Source organism: Rufibacter aurantiacus, from assembly GCF_017916345.1.
In the GTDB taxonomy this organism is placed as follows: domain Bacteria; phylum Bacteroidota; class Bacteroidia; order Cytophagales; family Hymenobacteraceae; genus Nibribacter; species Nibribacter roseolus.
The window spans coordinates 201,095-218,958 of the sequence record NZ_JAFMSV010000001.1 but is presented as its reverse complement, the minus strand read 5'-3'; the positions used below and the strand labels follow the sequence as shown (position 1 = coordinate 218,958).

11 protein-coding genes are annotated in these 17,864 nt (G+C 52.5%); 6 read left to right on the top strand and 5 right to left on the bottom strand.

Annotated features, from left to right (window positions below):
• Positions 1-147: 147 nt before the first annotated feature.
• From J3P34_RS00840 to J3P34_RS00820, 5 genes are all read right to left on the bottom strand, one after another.
• Complete coding sequence (locus J3P34_RS00840; protein WP_210486013.1) at positions 148-3,351, bottom strand: efflux RND transporter permease subunit; 3,204 nt, start codon at positions 3,349-3,351, stop codon at positions 148-150.
• Positions 3,352-3,391: 40 nt separating this feature from the next.
• The gene (locus J3P34_RS00835) at positions 3,392-4,450 is read right to left on the bottom strand and encodes an efflux RND transporter periplasmic adaptor subunit (RefSeq protein WP_210465816.1); all 1,059 of its coding nucleotides are present in this window, start codon (positions 4,448-4,450) and stop codon (positions 3,392-3,394) included.
• Positions 4,451-4,470: 20 nt separating this feature from the next.
• Entirely contained in the window at positions 4,471-5,826 is a 1,356-nt protein-coding gene (locus tag J3P34_RS00830) for a TolC family protein (protein ID WP_210486012.1), read from the bottom strand.
• Positions 5,827-5,899: 73 nt separating this feature from the next.
• On the bottom strand, positions 5,900-6,382 hold the full coding sequence (locus tag J3P34_RS00825) for a GbsR/MarR family transcriptional regulator (RefSeq protein ID WP_210465814.1): 483 nt from the start codon (positions 6,380-6,382) through the stop codon (positions 5,900-5,902).
• 416 nt (positions 6,383-6,798) lie between these two features.
• Entirely contained in the window at positions 6,799-8,433 is a 1,635-nt protein-coding gene (locus J3P34_RS00820; protein WP_210486011.1) for a M28 family peptidase, read from the bottom strand.
• Between the two features lie 956 nt (positions 8,434-9,389).
• On the opposite strand from J3P34_RS00820, the gene J3P34_RS00815 reads away from it, so the two are divergent.
• The 6 genes from J3P34_RS00815 to J3P34_RS00790 all read left to right on the top strand — a co-directional run bounded on the left by J3P34_RS00815 (position 9,390) and on the right by J3P34_RS00790 (position 17,693).
• Positions 9,390-10,700 (top strand): DUF4270 family protein, encoded by a 1,311-nt coding sequence (locus J3P34_RS00815; protein ID WP_210486010.1) that lies wholly within the window; start codon positions 9,390-9,392, stop codon positions 10,698-10,700.
• A gap of 24 nt (positions 10,701-10,724) precedes the next feature.
• Entirely contained in the window at positions 10,725-11,729 is a 1,005-nt protein-coding gene (locus tag J3P34_RS00810; protein WP_246853491.1) for a Kelch repeat-containing protein, read from the top strand.
• 263 nt (positions 11,730-11,992) lie between these two features.
• A complete protein-coding gene (locus J3P34_RS00805; RefSeq protein ID WP_210486009.1) occupies positions 11,993-13,075 on the top strand; it encodes a sensor histidine kinase in 1,083 nt (360 codons plus the stop codon).
• Positions 13,056-13,814: a LytR/AlgR family response regulator transcription factor gene (locus J3P34_RS00800; protein WP_210486008.1), complete on the top strand. Its 759-nt coding sequence runs from the start codon at positions 13,056-13,058 to the stop codon at positions 13,812-13,814. The genes J3P34_RS00805 and J3P34_RS00800 overlap by 20 nt, the downstream gene beginning before the upstream one ends.
• A 191-nt stretch (positions 13,815-14,005) precedes the next feature.
• Positions 14,006-14,209: a hypothetical protein gene (locus J3P34_RS00795; protein ID WP_210486007.1), complete on the top strand. Its 204-nt coding sequence runs from the start codon at positions 14,006-14,008 to the stop codon at positions 14,207-14,209.
• A gap of 673 nt (positions 14,210-14,882) precedes the next feature.
• Positions 14,883-17,693: a TonB-dependent receptor gene (locus J3P34_RS00790; RefSeq protein WP_210486006.1), complete on the top strand. Its 2,811-nt coding sequence runs from the start codon at positions 14,883-14,885 to the stop codon at positions 17,691-17,693.
• Positions 17,694-17,864: the final 171 nt, after the last annotated feature.

The window sequence follows — 17,864 nt, the reverse complement described above, 5'->3', positions numbered from 1 at the left end:
GACCGGTGACAAACGGGGCGACAAATGTACGACGCCTTTGGGTTTGTGTCATCAAGGGGTGAGGTATCCTGTATGAAAGTGATAAAAGCGGGCGCAATTTGCGCCCGCCTTTGATTATCATTCATTATTCAGGTTGAGTGTTGTTATCTATGCCACGGCGTGCTCGCCCTTGTGCTCTTTTTTCGCTTCCAGCTCGGCGGTTTCGCGCTCCAGCTCTTCGGCGGTTTTGTCTATCAGGACAATCTCAGTCGTCTTATCCCATCCAAATTTGGCCAGGATGCGGTCAAATCCATAGTAAATAATCGGCACCACAATCAAAGTCAGGAACATGGAAGAGCTCAGACCCCCGATCAAGGCCCAGGCCAGGCCGTTCTTGGTGGCGGCCACTGAGCCACCGGCCAACGCGATAGGCAACATACCAATCACCATCGCCAGGGTTGTCATCAAGATCGGGCGGAAACGGATTCTAACGGCTTCCAACAAGGCGTCTTTCACGTGGTGTCCTTCCTTCTTCATCTGGTTAGTGAAGTCCACCACCATAATGGCGTTCTTGGCTACCAGACCAATCATCATGATAATACCCAGGATAGAGAAGATACTCAGTGACTGGGCGGCCAAAGCCAGGGCCAGCAAGGCCCCGATGATCGCGAGCGGAATGGAGAACAATACCACCAGCGGATACACGTAGGAGTCATACAAGGCCACCATGATCAGGTACACGAAGATGATAGAGGCCAGCAAGGCAATCCCCAGTGTACCGAAACCTTCGCTCTGGTTTTTTAGGTCACCGGCGTAGTCCACCGTTACCCCGTTCGGGATTCTGATATTGCCTGGTTTCTCCGCGGTACCCAGGATAGCTTGGATATCAGCACCCACTGAACCAGCCGGACGGCCAATTACCTGCGAGTTCACGTTCAAAGAAGTCACGCGGTTTGTACGCTCCAGCTGAGAAGGACCGGTAGACTGTCTGATGTCGGCGAACTGACCCAAGCGCACCAGTTTGCCCTGGTTGTTAACAAAGGAAAGGTTCGCGATATCGGTCACATTGCGGCGGTCAAACTCATCAAGGCGGATGTTGATGTCGTAGTCCTCGGTTCCAGAACGGAAAGTGGCGTCTGTGTTACCAGAGAAGGCCATCTGCATACCGGCGCCCACGCTTTCCAGAGACATGCCTACGCTGGCCATCTTGTCGCGGTCCACCACTACCTCAATCTCGGGGTTACCGCCTTCTACTGAGGTTTCCACGTCCACGGTTCCTTCCACGCCTTCCACCACTTTCATTACGCGCTGTGAGAAAGCCAGCAAGGTATCCAGGTTAGGGCCTGACAATACCACCTGGATAGGGGCCTGGGCGTTACCTACCAGACCTACCGGTACCGGGGTCACCTCCACGTTGGGCAGTTTGCTCTCAATATCGGCTTTGGCCTGGCGGCTGAATTGCTGCGTACTGAATGAACGCTCCTTCACGTCTACCAGCGCCACAGACAACTCAGACTGATACGCCGAGTTCTGGCCCTGCTGTGAGGAAGCGGTGGTACCCACGGTAGTGAACACCCGTTTCACCTCAGGCATGCTGCGCAGGTACTCTTCCACCTGTTTGGTGGCGTTGTTCGTCTGCTCCACGGTAGCATTCTTGGGCAACTCCAGCTGTAAGCTCACCTCACCGCGGTCACCGGCCGGGATAAACTCAGACCCGATGTAGCCAAACGGCACCAGCATGAACGAAGAGATCAGCAGCACAAAGGTCAAGGCCAGCGTGATGAACTTATGGTTGAACGCCCACTGCAAAGCGCCGGTGAAACCTTCAATGATTCTGTCCAGCAAACGCTCAAACCACAGGATAAAGCGCCCGAACATGTTTTTGTCTGACACGTGCTCCAGTTTGGAGAAGCGGCTGGCCAGCAACGGAATCAAGGTGAAAGCCACGAACAGGGAGATCATGGTGGCAATGGCCACTACCACGGCAAACTGCCGCAGAATGTCAGACACCAGACCTGAGGACAAAGCGATCGGGATGAACACCACCACAATTACCAGGGTAATGGAGGTAACCGTGGCCATGATTTCCTTAATCCCGTCATAGGCTGCCTGCGCCGGGTTCTTGCCCATCTCCATGTGGCGGTAGATGTTCTCAATCACCACAATGGCGTCATCTACCAGGATACCTACCACCAGCGAAAGCGCCAGCAAGGACATGAGGTTCAGAGAGTAACCCAGCAGGTACATGGCAATGAACGTAGCCACCAGGGAGGCCGGGATAGACACCATCACAATCACGGCGTTCCGCAGGGAGTGCAGGAACAACAGCATTACCACCGCTACCAGCACCACGGCAATCACCAGGTCGTGCATCACAGAGTCAGCGGCTTCCAGGGTAAAGTCAGAGCTGTCTGAAGCGATGTTGAACTTCAGGCCCTCTTTCTCATAGGTTTTCTCCAGGCTGGCAAGCGCTTCTTTGGTGAGGCGGCTTACTTCTACGGCGTTGGCATCTGACTGCTTCTGGATGGTAATACCCACTGATGGTTTGGAGTTGATACGGCTCAATACCTCGGTGTCTTTCTGGGTATCCTGCACCTCGGCTAAGTCAGCTAAGCGTACAATTCCGTTCTGGTCTTCCTTGATTACCAGGTTACGCAGTTGGTCAAGGTTCTGGTATTTACCAGAGAGACGCAGCTGGGTCTGGCCGTTCTCGTTTTTGATTCTACCGGTAGGGAAGTCCAGGTTAGAGTTCCTGATCTTCTGCTGGACCTGCAGAATGGAGATCCCGTAGGCTTCCAGTTTGGCCGCCTGAATGTTCACTTTGATCTCCCGCTCAGTACCACCCAGGATCTTGATCTGGGCCATACCAGGCACACGGGAAAGTTCCGGTTTGATTTTGTTGTCGATCAGGTCGAAGAACTCTGTGCCAGACATGTTTGCCGTGGCTCCCATCTTGATGATAGGCAAGTCGTCAAAGTCAAACTTGTTCAGGGTAGGGGCATCAGCGTCCTCTGGCAAACGGGCCAGAATGGTGTTGATCTTCCGCTGGGCATCCTGTAAGCTCAGGTCCACGTTGGTACCCTGGTTCAGCTGCACTGTGATGATAGAGAAACTCTCCAGGGAGGTTCCTTTCATCTCTTTCACGTTCTCCAGGGAAGAAAGCACGTCTTCAATCTCTTTGGTCACGGAGTTCTCCACCTCGTTGGGCGAAGCCCCGGGGTACAGCGTAGTCACCGTCAATACGGGCGGGCTGAACTTAGGCAGCAACTCGTAGTTGAGCGATTGGTAGGAGACAACGCCCAGGAGGGTGAGTACTGTGAAGACCACCACCACCAGGGTTGACCGCTGGATAGATAATTTGGTTATATTCATTTCTAAACTTCTTCTGAATAAGAAAAGCTACTTGTCTTGATTATTTGAGGGTAGTCACCTGAATGCCTTCACGCAGGTTGATCTGTCCGCTCTGCACTACCTTCTCGCCGGGCTGGATGCCGTCAAGGATCTCTACCTGGTCTTGCGTTACAACTCCTACTTTCACCTTCCGGAGGTAGGCTTTGTTGTCTTTCACCACGTACACGCTTGGGTCCTGGATGCTACCCACAATAGACTCACGGGCCAGCAACAGGGCGTCACGCTGATCAGCTACCTGGAAGAAAGCGGTGCCGTACATACCGGCGCGCAGGTTGTTGTTGGCGGCGTTTTTCACTTCAACCTCCACATCAAATTTCAGGGTAGGGTCTGCGGCTGCGCCGATGGCGGTCACAGTACCTTCGTATTCCTGGGCACCACCGGCATTGGCGGTTACTTTCACTTTCTGGCCCCGGCTGATGAGCAGCACTTCGGCCTCTGAAACCTTCACGTTCAGCTTCAGGCGGTCTACGTTCACGATGTCGTACATCTTGGTGTTACCAGGGGTCAGGAAAGATCCTACCTCAATGTACATTTCATTGATCTCGCCGCTGATAGGAGCGGTTACGCGGGTGTTGCCTTGGTTCTGGCGGGCCGCAACTAACTGGGCACGAGTAGAAGCTACGTTGATCTGGGCCTCCTCTAACTGGCGTTTGGTGATGGCATCACCGGCCGCCAGGTTTTTCATGCGCTCCAAGTCCTTCTGCGCTTTCTGGTAGTTTGCCTGGGCCGTAGCCAGGTTGGCGCTCATGGTATTGTCTTCTACCTGCACCAGAAGTTCACCGGCGCGTACTTTATCGCCTTTGCGTTTGAGCACGCGTTGGATCTGACCGGCAGTCTCTGAATAAAGGGTAAGGCTCTGCACCGGGCGGAAGTTACCTTGGGCGGTAAACGACTTGTCCAGTTTGGCAGACTGTACCTCGGTTAAGGTCACTGGAATGGCTTCACTTTTGATCTCGGCCACGGCGGCCTTTTCCGTCATCTCCTTCTTATTCTTGTTGAGGGTATAAGCTACCGCGCCTATCAAGACAACAACAACGAGGATATAAATCAGTTTTTTCATTTTTTTAGTTGTGTGCGTGCTTAGTTGATGAGGTTTTTGAGTTCGCCGCGCGCCTTCACGTAATCAAGCTGCGCGATTTTATATTTCAGTCTTTCGTTGTTCAGGTTGGTTTGGGCTTCGCGGAGGGCTACCTCGGCATCCAGCAATTCTGTCAGCGGGGATAAGCCTTCTTTGTACAGGTCATTAGTGGTGGCGTACACCTCCTGCGCCAGCTGCACGTTGCGCTCCTGGTTCTCAATGGCCAGTTGGCTAGTGGAGATCTGTTTCAGGGCGTTGTCCAGTCCCATCTGGGTGCCCAGGGCCAGGTTCAGCATGGTCAGCTCTGTTTTCTTCACTTCCAGCTCGGCTTGTCTCACCTGGTTTTTGCGCTGAAAACCGTCAAAGATGGGGATGTTCAATTTCACGCCCAGCACGAAGGTGTTGAACCAAGGCTGGCTGGTGTCAAACAGGTTGAACTGCTGGCGCTGGGCCTGGTAAGCGTATTGCCCAAATCCAGCCAAAGTAGGGAAGCCTTTGCCTTTGATGTTCTCTATGTTCAAGCCGTACAGTTTCTTTTGGGTCTGCAGGGCTTTGTAGTCGGCGCGTTGGGCCACAATCTCGTTTGCGTTGGCGGTTAGCGGCAGCGTGGTGTTGGCCAGTGTGGTGGAGTCTGAAAGCTCAAACTCCTGGTCCATGGGCATGCCCATGAAGAACTTAAGGGCGTTCTTGCGTTGCTCATAGGCAGCAGCCAGGCTTTGGCGCTGGCTTTCCAGGTTGGTTTTGTTTACCGTGATACGGCTCACGTCTACCTTCTTGGCAAAGTCGTTCTTGTACTGCAGTTTCAGGATTTTCTCCAGCTGCACCAGTTTGTTATACTGGGCCTCAATGGTATTGAACTGCTCTCTGGTCTGCAACGCCTGCAGATAGGCAGAGCTCACGTTGTAGATCACGTCTTCCTGGCTCATCTGCGTGCGCAGGCGGTACAGGTCACGGGTAGTGGCGGCGGCCTCCAGCCCTACAAAGTAGGATTTGCTGAAAATCAGCTGCGATAACTCAAGCCCCCCGTTGGCGTTGTACTTCTGCCCGAATTTCACCGGGATGTAGGTGCCTGGCTGGCCCAGGATCTCACCTGGCAAAAGCTGGGTAGGAACCGAGGGAGACACCGTCAATTGGCCGGTACCGCTCAACTGAGGCAGCCCGGAGCCTTTGGTTTCGCTGATTTTGTATTCCGCCCCCTGCTCATCTAACTGCGCCTGCTTAATGGCCACGTTGTTGGTGGTGGCAAAATTCAGGGCGTCTTTGAGCGTGAGGACAGCGCCTTGCGGCTGGGTTTGGGCATAACTGAAGCTGGCCACCAAAGAGAGGAGCAGGCTCAGTAGGAAATGCTTCTTGTTCACGGTATTATAGTTAGTAATTGGTTTGTATCTTATTAGTTAGTTCTTAATAAAAAGAACCAAATAGGCAAAAAAATTATTTCTGTCTTTCTTTAAGCCACTTCTGCATAAGCGCGGGAACCTCCTTGGATAGAAACTCCATGAACTCAATGCGTTCCAGCACCTTCTCGTTCATCTCGGGGTTCACGTTGCCTCTTAGTTCATTGGCCTGTCTCAACAATTTGCTGAAGCCCAGAATGGATTCCATTTTGTTGATGACCTCCTGGTGCCAATTGTCCAGCAGCACACTGAAGTAGCGTTTCCGGTCGCCGGGGAAGGTGGTGTACTCAATCACGCGCATCTGCAACAGCATGTTCAACGCGTTGCTGGTGGCGCTCTTGCTGATGTTCAGGGTCTCAAGGATCTCCTCGAAACTCAAGCCCGGCTTATCAGAGACAAACAGCAGACCCATGATTCTCCCGGTGGCAGGAGGGAAACCCTGCTGCTCATGGAAAATCCCGATCTTCTCAATCAATTGTCTCTGTTCTTCTGTTAGCTGTGCCACAATCGTTCCTTTCATATGTTTTAGAACAGCACAAAGGTAGTGGTTAGTTTCTTTGGTTCATAATTTTGAGAACCAAATTTCTCTATTCTTTATGAATAAAACATTTTGTTAGGTAAGTAAGTGGAAATCAGATTTTTATGTCACATTTTGTTAAGCATGAATCTCTGCTGAAAGGAGAAAACTTTAGGAAATTAATTCCAAAAAAGTGTTTTACAGCCGATTTTACAGAAACAGATCCAAAACGAAATCCATTCACCTGAGGCTTGGATTTCCTATAACCCTTCAGAGCAATAGCATCCAATTCCGCCAATTCCCTTCCAAATTCTCATATCCTTCCCAACGCGACTAAATGAAAAGTCCCGCTTCGGGGCTGTTTTCCAGGAAACAACCCCGAAGCGGGATAAAGTCATCAACTTAATTTAAAAGGTGGCCTACTTCTTATATCGTACCCCGAAGAAGTCGTTCGGGTTCCAGGTGGGGCGTTCTGCGGCCTGGGCCACCTGGTAGCTGATGAGGAAGTTCAACTGTACGTAACGCTTTCCGGCCTCAAAATCAAAGGAGTCATTGAGTTCATCCTGCGGTTTGTGGTAGAAAGCGGCGCGCCAAACCTCCACCTGCTTGTTCAGGTTGTTCTGCCCGTCCTTGGTTTTGTTTCCGTATTTGATGTGCAGCGCTGGAATGCCCTGCGCTACAAAGCTGAATTGGTCACTTCGCACGAAACGGTTCTGGTCTGGCTCCGGATCGGCTTCCATGGCAATGCCCAGGTAACCTGCCGCCTTAGCCACCGGTTCTTTCAAGGAGGAGTGCTCGGCCCCTAAAGCCACTGCTGAGAGAAGCGGCGCAATGATGGTGGGCATGTCGGTGTTGATATCAGCTACAATCTTCTGCTTGGGAACGGTTGGGTATTTGGCGAAGTACTGCGAGCCCAGCAGGCCCATTTCCTCGCCGGTCACCAGCACAAACAAAAGCGACCGTTTGGGCTTCTGCTTCAGTTGGGAGTACACTTTGGCTATCTCCAGCACGCTGGCCACGCCCGAGGCATTGTCATGGGCCCCGTTATAAATAGAATCACCTTTCACCGGCGTACTGACGCCCATGTGATCCAGGTGAGCACTGTGCACCACGTACTCTTCGCGCAGGGTAGGGTCTGAACCTGTGATCTTGCCAGCCACGTTATAGGAGGCAAAATCCTGGTAGGTAGAGGTGAACCTGGCCTGCACCTTTGCCGGCAATACTGCTGAGTTAGGCGTACCTTTCTGGATTTTTGCTACTACCTGGGCTGTGTCCAGGCCCGCTCCCTGCAGCAAAGTCTGGAACGTGGCGGCATTGACGTAAGAAAGCATTTTGACCTGATCAGCGAAAAAGCTGCCGGAGGCGGCTACTTTTCCATCGGCACCCATGACGCTGTTGGCCCCGCGCGACAGATCCGGTACCCTGGCCTTAGGGTTGTTGTTCCCGATGATCACGCCCACGGCGCCGTGGTTCACCGCGTTCTGAAGAATGGTGGAGAAGTTCACGCTGGCGGCCGCAATAGTAGAATGGAAGTTCTTGGGCGCACCTCTCAGGATCACCACCACTTTGCCTTTCACATCCAGGTTGGCATAGTCATCATAACCCACCTCAGGGGCGGTGATGCCGTAACCGGCGAACGCCAAAGGAGCATCCAGCGTAACGGTTGGGTTCTGCGGATTTGGGTAAATGGTGAAATCAACGCCAGAGATCAGCGTCTTAGTACCCTGGTTTGTGGTGAAAGCCAGGGTGGCATCTTTGCCCGTGAACGCTTTTCTGAGTCTCACAGTCTGCAGGTAGGTGCCGTTTTCGCCACCCGGCTGAATGCCTAGGTTCTTGAACTGCCGCACCACGTAGTCCACGGCCATCTGGTAACCCGGTGTGCCCGGCAGGCGGCCCTGTAATTTGTCATCCGCTAAGTACTTGATGTGGGCTTTGATGGCCTCGGGTTTTACGGTGTTGAGCTGCTTGGTCACCTCTTTGTCCAGGGTAAGTGACTGCGCGAAGGAAGTGCCCGAGACAAGCAGGGCACCTAAAAGAAGAGATTTGAATTTCATTTTTTAGATAAGTGGTATCTGGTCTCTAAAATAAAGAAGAAAAAACCGAACTGCGGGCGTTCTGAGGCAAGATAAAACGCGACAACCGTTTAAAGGACGTTTTTGCAAAATCCGTGCTAAACCAGAATACAGCGAAAGAGGCACTTGGCTAGCCGGAAGTTTGCTGGCGGGATGACTCTCCGTTTTAGACCTGTTTTCCTGAAAATGGCTCTTAAACAGTGGCTAGGTTACCTAAAAGAAGGGGGAATGAGGAGGCAAAACTTCCCCTGTTAGGATAACAAAAAATCCCTGCCGCAAGAAGGGGCAGGGATTCTGTTTATGCATTGGTGGTGATTAAGTCAGGGAAAGGCTTCTACGGCACTTGCCTGCAAACTCCAGATAGTGAATTAGCGCGATTGCTGCCGAACTGGAACGGGTACTGGTTGCAGGGTAGGGCCGGTTAATCTTGAAATCAATTCTTTCAGTAACGAAGCGATGGATGAAACTGTGTTGCTTGTCATGGGTTTAGAAATAAAAGTTGGACAGGGTGCAGCAACTGATTAATTAGTTGCCAGAAGTTCATAGAGCCTGTTCTCTCCCTTCTACCATTGTACTCTCAACGCCGTTGGGTCAAGAAGATTTTACGGTGTTTTAATGAATATAGGAATTATTTTTTACAATTCTTTCCAATTTTCATTCTTGTAGATACAACAATAAGTACAGCATGGTCTGTTCCAATCTTTCTGAAAAAGTTGAAACTTCTTAAAAAACGGCCTTAAAAGGGAAATACGCCTGCTTTTGACTGCCTTGAAGCTACAAAGGTCCATATAGCCGTTTCACCCCGCAGATTGTCCTCTTGACTTCTTTTCTGGTTGTGGCCGGGGCCTCATTACGCCAAGTTTGTGGAACAGATCACCTTTTCCACTATGCCTTTACCTTTTCTCCGCCAAGATTTTCTCAGGGCTTGTTGCCTGCTCTTGCTTTCTCAAGCAATTTTTTCCTGTTCAGAAGGCGGGGCAATCGGGTTGGACCTGCAGGGAGAGACCCAGGCGGTGCAGTACTCAGACACGGTCACGGTGAATGTGTCCACGGTTTTGCTGGATTCGGTGGTGACATCGGGTACCGGTACGCTGCTCTTCGGGAACTACCCGGATGCGGTGATCGGGGAGACTACGGCCAGCGCTTACTTCCAGCTTAACCTGGTGGACTACGCCACCATTGACGAGGAAGCCACCTATGATTCCGTGAAGCTGATCCTGCCTTACTCAGGCTATTCCTATGGTGATACTACTTCGCGCATGAACCTGCAGGTGCACCAGTTAGAGGAAGCCATTGAAACCAAGGCTCTGCCACCCTACATCGGCACGGAGGTGCCAAACTCTTATTTCTATGCTTCCACTGGGTTGTACAATGTGTCCAGCTTCCAGCCGGAGGCCCAGCCCCTGGCCACGCACACTTTTGCCCCTAGACCCGCCAGCGGCGACAGCATTGAGGTAACCCTGCCGGATGAGATGGGAAGAAAGCTGCTGGCGCTGCAGAAAAACGGCGGTACTGCCCTCAACGCCGCGGATTATAAGAAAATAATGAACGGTTTCCGGATCAGTGCCTCGGGGCAGAAAGTTATTCTGGGTGTGACCGGCAGCGGGGTGAAGGTGAGGCTCTACTATACCAATCCTGCTGCCTCAGACATCTCTTCCTATGACTTTGCCCTGACCACCGGCAATACCCAGTTCAACCAGGTAACGGGAGATTACGGCCAGTCGGTCTTCAAAGGCCTGAAGCGTGGGCAGACGGTGAGTAGCACAGCCACCAATGACATGGCTTTTGCGCAATCAGGTACGGGGATCATGGTCAAGCTGGATTTTCCTTACCTGGCCGCCCTGAAAAGCGGGCTGGGTTTCACCCTCATCCACAAGGCCGTGCTGGAGGTTGTACCGGTCACCAACACCAACCGCTATCCTTCGCTTCCTCCCCAGACCCTGGCCCTTTACCAATCCGGGGAAACGAACGTGCCGGGCTCACCGCTGCTCAAGGACTATTCCACCACAGAAGCCCAGACGGCCACTTACCAGCCCGATGCCGAGTTTGACATGCAGTCTAAGTACCGTTTTGTCATCACCGAGTACCTGGACCAGCTGCTGGCCGGCACCAAACCCAACAACGGGCTCCTGGTGGCCGCTGCCTCAGAATCCTTTCTCTCAGAAATAAACAAAATCAACGTGGGAGGCCAGCACCATGCCGCCAACCGCGTGCGGCTCAGAATTTTTTACACCAAGTTAAACCAGTAAACACAAAGAAAATCACCTGTACACATGAGAAAGAGTTTCAATAAGGCAAGCGTATTCCTGGGGTTCATATGGATGGCCCTGTTTTCCATCACCTCCTGCAGTTCCTCTGAAGAAGACACAGATCTCAACGGCGATTGGCTGCGGCAGTCAGAGTTTGCGGGCGTGTCCAGGAGCGGAGCCGTTTCCTTTGTGATAGGCGAGAAGGCTTACGTAGGCACCGGCTATGACGGCAAAAACCGTCTGAAAGACTTCTGGCAATACGACCCCAGCAAAAGCGCCTGGATCAGGATCGCGGATTTCCCCGGCGATGCCCGGAGCGCGGCGGTGAGTTTTACCGCCAACGGCAAAGGCTACGTGGGTACCGGCTACAACGGCGCAGATTACCTCAAAGACTTCTACGAGTATGACCCTGAGGCAAACACTTGGACCAGAATCACCAATTTCCCAGGCAGTGCCCGTTACGGCGCCCTGGCGCTCACCATCAATGACAAAGGATACCTGGGCGCCGGTTATGACGGCAACTACCTCAAGGATTTCTGGCAGTATGACCCCACCACCGGCAACTGGACCGAGAAAGTAGGCCTGGGCGGCGCCAAGCGCTTCAACGGCTTCGCGTTCTCGCTTAACGGAAAGGGCTACGTGGGCGGCGGCCAGAACAACGGCCTCTACGAAACCGACCTGCTGGAGTATGACCCCGTGAACGACTCCTGGAAAAGACTGAAGGCCCTGGACGAAACCGACCGCGAGGGCGAAGATTATCCCTCGGCGCGTAGCCTGGCCGTGACTTTCACCATGAATGGGAAAGCCTACCTGTGCGTAGGCACCAACGGCAGCGCGCTTTCTGAGGTGTGGGCCTATGACGCTATCGCCGATACCTGGACCCAGATGAGTGCCTTTGACGGGTATCCCCGCGAAGGCGCGGTAGGCTTCGTGATCGGGAATTACGGCTACATCACCACCGGGGCTTACGGTTCCTCCCGCTTTGATGACCTGTGGCAGTTTGACCCCACCATGGCCAACAACGACTAAGCGAAGCGATTCTCCACGGGTAAGCCATTGAGGAGGCAATCAAATATCTTCAGCGCTTGGTCCACCATAGAGGATAACGCCACAAAGCCAAGTGGACCTGTTTATTGACCGTTTTTTAAGTTTTGCCATAAAAATGTTCTTCACTTAATGCTCACTGAGGAGTCCATCTGATTGGGCTCTTCTTTTATTTTTCTGTACGGGTAACGGGATGGGTACTGAAGAAGCGCATCCGTATGTAAAATCATTAATTAGCTTTACGCCACATGGAGCAAGAATCATATAAGAAAGGCCTCTGGAAAGTAGCGGCCATTACCACGGTGGCCTGGGGAGTCATCAGTCTGTTCCCGGTGATCAATGCTGGCCGTCCGTTTTTCTTCGGGGACCGTCCGCCCAGGCCGCGCCTGCGGGATATGCCTTTTCCGCGGCCGCAGGAGAATATCCTTCTCTCCGTGCTGGAGATCTCGGTTCTCATGTTCTGCCTGTGGTTTATCAATATCTACCTGTATGGCAAGATCAGCAAGCTGGACTGGCGGGAGAAAACCAAGAGCTTTGTCCGGTATGGCATCAGCTACCTGCTCACCGCCCTGGTGTATTACGGTGGGCTGGCGCTCATTTTCGTGATCACCGACGGGGCCCGGTTCCGGATTTTTCCGCTCATAGTGGCGCTCACCAATAACACCATTATTTTGGTGCTCATGGATCTGATGATTCTGCAGCGCAAGAGCGCCCAAATTGCGGTGGAGAACAGCGAGCTCAAAATGAACCACGCCATCGCGCAGCACCAGCACCTGAAGCACCAGTTGCAGCCGCATTTCCTGTTTAACTCGCTCAACACGCTTAAGTCGCTTATCAAGAAACAGCGGCCCGAGGCCGAGGAATACCTGGTGCGGCTCTCGGACTTACTGAGGGCCTCCATCTCCTCCGGGAACGAGACCACCATTCCGCTGGAGGAAGAACTCAAGCTCTGCGTAGATTACCTCGAGATGCAGAAAGTGCGGTTCAAGGATTCCTTTTCCTATACCATAGAGATCCCGGACCATATCCTCTCTACCGGCTGCCTGCCCATTTTCTCTCTGCAGTTACTGGTGGAGAATGCCATCAAGCACAACGCCTTCACCGTAGAAGAACCTTTGCGGATCAGGATATCCTACGGGCCCGAGGACGCCATTGTGGTCTGGAACAACAAAAAGCCCAAACAGTCCCTGGAGCCATCCTCCGGCATCGGGTTGAAGAACCTGGCGGAGCGCTACCAGGTTATCTGCGGGCATGGCGTGACCATCCGGGAAACCGACCAATATTTCTCTGTTGAATTAAAGCTGCTTTTCAATGAACATTGTCATAATTGAAGATGAAACCCTCACCGCCGAAGACCTGGAAGACACGCTGCTGGAGGTTGAGCCCGGCGCCAAAATCCTGGCGGTGCTGCCCTCAGTGAAAGCGGCCATCGCTTATTTTAGGGAGAACCCTCAGCCCGACCTGATTTTCTCGGATATCCAATTGGGCGATGGGCTGAGCTTTGAGGTGTTCCAGGCCGTGGACATCACCAAGCCGGTGGTGTTCTGCACCGCTTACAACGAGTATGCGCTGGAGGCCTTTAAGGCCAACGGCATTGACTACATCCTGAAACCCTTCAGCCAGGAAACGATCCAGAAAACGCTGCTCAAATACAAGAAGCTACAGGAAAGCCTGGCCCCCGAGAAGCCGGATTACCAGGCCCTGCTGCAACTCCTGGACCACCGTCCGGCCCAAAAGCCGCAGTCTGTACTCGTATTCCAGCGCGACAAGATCATTCCGCTGCCCCTAGACCAGATAGCGGTGGTTTATTCCCAGAACCTGGTCACGCACGTGCTCACCTTTGACCAAAAGAAATTCACTCTCAATCAGAACATGGAAGAAATGGAAGCCCTCTGCGGAAACCAATTTTTCCGGGCCAACCGGCAGTTCCTGCTCAACTACAAGGTCATCAAGGAAGCCTCGCAGTACTTCGGCCGCAAACTCTCCGTTACGCTCAACATCCCGTTCCAGGAAGAGATCATTGTGAGCAAAGCCAAGAGCCCGCTGTTCTTGGCCTGGCTGGCCCAGTAATAATTTGTTTTAGAGATAAGGGAATGACGGCCAAGAACTGTCATGAGGATAAGCTGTGCCCTTTGTTCTCTAGAGACTAGTTGTTTTGATGCTGATTTCTAGAAAACAGGCCTAAAGCCGAAATACACAACTGAAATCAAAACCATTTGCCCCACCTTCTACTTAGATTTTAACCCAACCTTTCAAGTATTATGGAAGACAAACGCATCACAAAATTGGAGAACGAGATTGCCCTGAAACAAAAATGCCTGCATTCAGCAGAACTCCGGAAACTGAATAAGAAGGTGGCCATCTTGCTCATGGAAGATTTGAAGGAGCTCAAGTTCCAGCTCAAAGGCCTGAGACAGCAGCAAGCCAAACTAGCCAAGAGAAAGTCCTCGGTGGTCTCTTACTAACTCCTTTCTCGTTCTTTAAACAAGAAGTAGCATCTTCAGCACGCATTCCGTCCCCCTTTGAAGGGGGTAGGGGGATGATTACTCGTGCAGATTACACGCATTCCCGGAATATTGTAGGGGCAATCTCTTGTGGTTGCCCTTAGCGTTTGCCACTGCATATTCTCACCTTGAGAATTTCCTAAACGAGAGTTTGTGACAGTGAGCGAATCTCTGAAGAGGGGGTGTTTACTCCTTCCTATCCTTCCATTCTATAGACTTACTTTAGCTAGTTTCCTCCTGTTGTTGGTGTTATCACCAACAACCAAAAACAGGTGAAATGCGCAAGGGCAACCACAAGGGATTGCCCCTACATATCAAGAATGCGAGAGACCTGCACGAGTAATCATCCCCCTACCCCTTCAAAGGGGGACGGAATGCGTGATAATGGTAGTGGGAAATCCTGCTAAAACGTAGCAACCATTCTTAATAGAAACCATTTCTAGAGGTTTTGTTTACAGGCCGTTTTCTTAATAACTGGCGCAAAATGGCTAGCTATTCCAAAACAGAAACTCCAAAGCAGCAGCTGCTTCAAACAGAGATTTGCCTGCTTCACTGAGGTTTAGCTGGTGCAGCGGGGCTTGTTTCAGGACATTTGTCTCATCGGGCGTAAAGCCTATTACAGATGTTCTGAAGCATGAAACGGTTCCTATTATTGATGATCTTGCTAGCAGGTGCCACGGGTGCCTGGGCACAGTCTTTTACCCTTTCCGGTAAGGTGGTGGATGCCACTGATAAATCCGCCCTACCCGGCGCCACGGTGATAATTACCCGCGTGCTTGACTCTACGCAAACAATGGCCAGTACCGAGGTCACCGGGGCGTTCAAGGTGCAGGTGCCCGCCGGCAACTACTCCCTCAGAATCACTTTCCTGGGTTACCAGACTTTCCAGAAATCGGTGCCGGTGACTGCCTCAGTGGATTTGGGCATGCTGGCTTTAGCGCTGAACTCCCAGCTGCTGAATGAGGTGAAAGTGGTGGGTAAGATTCCGCCGGGTGAGCAGAAAGGCGATACCACGCAGTTCAATGCCGCCGCCTTCAAGACCGCCCCTGATGCGAGCGCCGAGGATCTGGTGCAGAAGATGCCGGGCATCACGGTGACTAATGGTACGCTGCAGGCGCAGGGCCAGGACGTGAAACAGGTACTCGTGGATGGCAAGCGCTTCTTCAGCGATGATCCTAGTACCGCCCTGCGCAGCCTTCCCGCCGAGGTGATCGCTAAAATTCAGATCTTCGACAAGAAAAGCGACCAGGCTGAGTTCAGCGGGGTGGACGATGGCAACTCAGCCAAGACCATCAACATCATCACCAAACCGGAGAAGCGGACGGGACAGTTCGGTAAAGCCTCTGCGGGGTACGGGTCCGATAACAAATACATGGTGGGCGTGGCCGTGAACTCCTTTAATGGGAACCAGCGCCTGACCTTCACCGGCCTCACCAATAACATCAATTTGCTGGACTTCTCGGTGGGCGAGACGCCCGGCGGCGGCATGCGCGGACGTAGGCCACCTATGGGGGGCGGCACTACCTCGGGGTTGATCTCAACTAACACCCTGGGCCTGAATTACAGCGACCTATGGGGCAAGAAGATGGAGGTGAGCGGCAATTACAAGTTCACGGACCGCAGTATCACCAACAATCAGTTCCGGGTGCAGAATTATACACTGCCTTCGGATTCTGGTCAGGTGTACTCAGAGAATCGTTTGAGCGCTACCAATACCAAAGACCACCAGTTCAACTTCCGGCTGGATTATAACATCAACCCCAATAACCGCCTATTGATCACGCCCAGCCTTACGGTGCAGGAGAGCAATTCAGATAATCAGGTCTCCAGCGCCACCTCCAATCTGAACGGCGCTCTGAATACCTCGGAGAACTCTACCCTAGCCCAGAGTAAATCACTGACATTTAACAACAATATCCTGTTCAGCCATAAATTCGGAAAGGTGGGGCGGAATTTCTCGGCCAGCCTAAACACCAGCTACACCAACAGCAACGGTGACAATACCTTGGTGGCAAATACCATTTATTACCGGGGCGCTAATGAAGACCATACGCAGAACCTGTTCACCGAACAGCACCGCTCTGGGTTCTCCTGGATCGGTGACCTGACCTACAATGAGCCGGTGGGCAAAAGCGGGCAGCTGCAGCTCATCTACAACCTGGGTAACCAACTGAACGATTCAGACAAACGGGCCTATAATCTGGTGGAAGGCACTGGCGAGTATAGCCAGCTGAACACGGCCCTGAGCAACACCTTCCAGAGCACCTATTTCACCCAGCGTTTCGGGACGGGGTATCAGTACAACCAGGGCAAACTGCGGCTGCGGGTGAACGTCCGCTACCAACTGGCCACCCTGGAAAACGACCAGGAGTATCCTTCGGAGGATTTTTATACCCGGCGGTTTACCAGCATTTTGCCCTCGGTGGACCTTAATTTCAAGTTCTCGCAGAGCAAGAACTTTGACTTTAACTACACCACCAGCACCAACGCGCCTTCAGTGGACCAGTTGAGCCAGGCCATAGACAACTCCAATCCGCTCCAACTGTACCAGGGGAACCCGGCCTTGCAGCAAAGCTACACGCACAACTTCCGGACCGGGTTCCGCAACTTCAATACGGAAACCAACCGGGTCTTTTTTGTAGGTGTTTTCGGAAATCTGGTGCAAAACTACGTGGGCAACAGCATCACGCGGGCTACTACCGAACCCATCACCCTGGCCAACGGGCAGGTCTTGGAGAAAGGGCAGCAGCTCACCACACCGGTGAACCTGGATGGTTACGTAAACGTGCGCTCGGTCTTCCACCTGGGGCAGCCGGTGGGTTTCCTTAAATCCAACTTCGGGATCAACGGCTCGATAGGGTACACCCGCACGCCGGGCCTTACCAACGGCCAACTGAACATTGCCAGTGCGCCCAACGTGAGTGGTGGGTTGTCTTTGAGCAGCAACATTAGCGAGAAGATAGATTTCAATATCTCCACCAACTCCACCTACAATTTTGTGCAGAACTCGCTCCAAAGCCAATTGAACAGCAACTACTTCACCCAGAATACCAGCCTCAAGTACAACTGGATCTTCGGGCCGGGGCTGGTGTACCGCACCGAGCTGAACCACCAGTACAACTCGGGTTTGTCTGAGGGGTACAATGCCAACTACCTGCTCTGGAACATGAGCATCAGCAAGAAGCTGTTCAAAAGCCAGACGGCCGAGCTGAGCCTGAGCGTGAATGACCTCCTGAACCAGAACGTGAGCGTGCAACGCAACATCACTTCGCAGTATGTGGAAGATGTGCAGTCCAGCGTGCTGCAGCGGTTCTTCATGCTTACCTTCACCTACAACCTGCGCAACTTCACCGGCAGCGCGCCACAGGAACAGAAACGAGACCGTGATTTCCCTGGCCCGCCTCCCGGCGGAGGATTACCGGGCGGACCACCGCCCCAGGGATAACCGGCACTAGATTAAATAAGGAAAACGCTTTTGCCATAGGGTGAAAGCGTTTTTTGTTTCGGGCCTGATTTTGGAAAAACAGCCCCAAAAAGAGTTGGTCGTTTGACCTGCCGGTTCTGTCCGGTTCACTTCGGGAATTGTCCATTTGGCCAAATTCAGTCTGCTTTGGCC

Bases quoted from the DNA above. Each gene is read 5' to 3' on its own strand.
- J3P34_RS00840 (WP_210486013.1), bottom strand. From the start codon at position 3,351: ATGAATATAACCAAATTATCTATCCAGCGGTCAACCCTGGTGGTGGTG.
- J3P34_RS00835 (WP_210465816.1), bottom strand. From the start codon at position 4,450: ATGAAAAAACTGATTTATATCCTCGTTGTTGTTGTCTTGATAGGCGCG.
- J3P34_RS00825 (WP_210465814.1), bottom strand. From the start codon at position 6,382: ATGAAAGGAACGATTGTGGCACAGCTAACAGAAGAACAGAGACAATTG.
- J3P34_RS00820 (WP_210486011.1), bottom strand. From the start codon at position 8,433: ATGAAATTCAAATCTCTTCTTTTAGGTGCCCTGCTTGTCTCGGGCACT.
- J3P34_RS00810 (WP_246853491.1), top strand. From the start codon at position 10,725: ATGAGAAAGAGTTTCAATAAGGCAAGCGTATTCCTGGGGTTCATATGG.
- J3P34_RS00805 (WP_210486009.1), top strand. From the start codon at position 11,993: ATGGAGCAAGAATCATATAAGAAAGGCCTCTGGAAAGTAGCGGCCATT.
- J3P34_RS00800 (WP_210486008.1), top strand. From the start codon at position 13,056: ATGAACATTGTCATAATTGAAGATGAAACCCTCACCGCCGAAGACCTG.
- J3P34_RS00795 (WP_210486007.1), top strand. From the start codon at position 14,006: ATGGAAGACAAACGCATCACAAAATTGGAGAACGAGATTGCCCTGAAA.
- J3P34_RS00790 (WP_210486006.1), top strand. From the start codon at position 14,883: ATGAAACGGTTCCTATTATTGATGATCTTGCTAGCAGGTGCCACGGGT.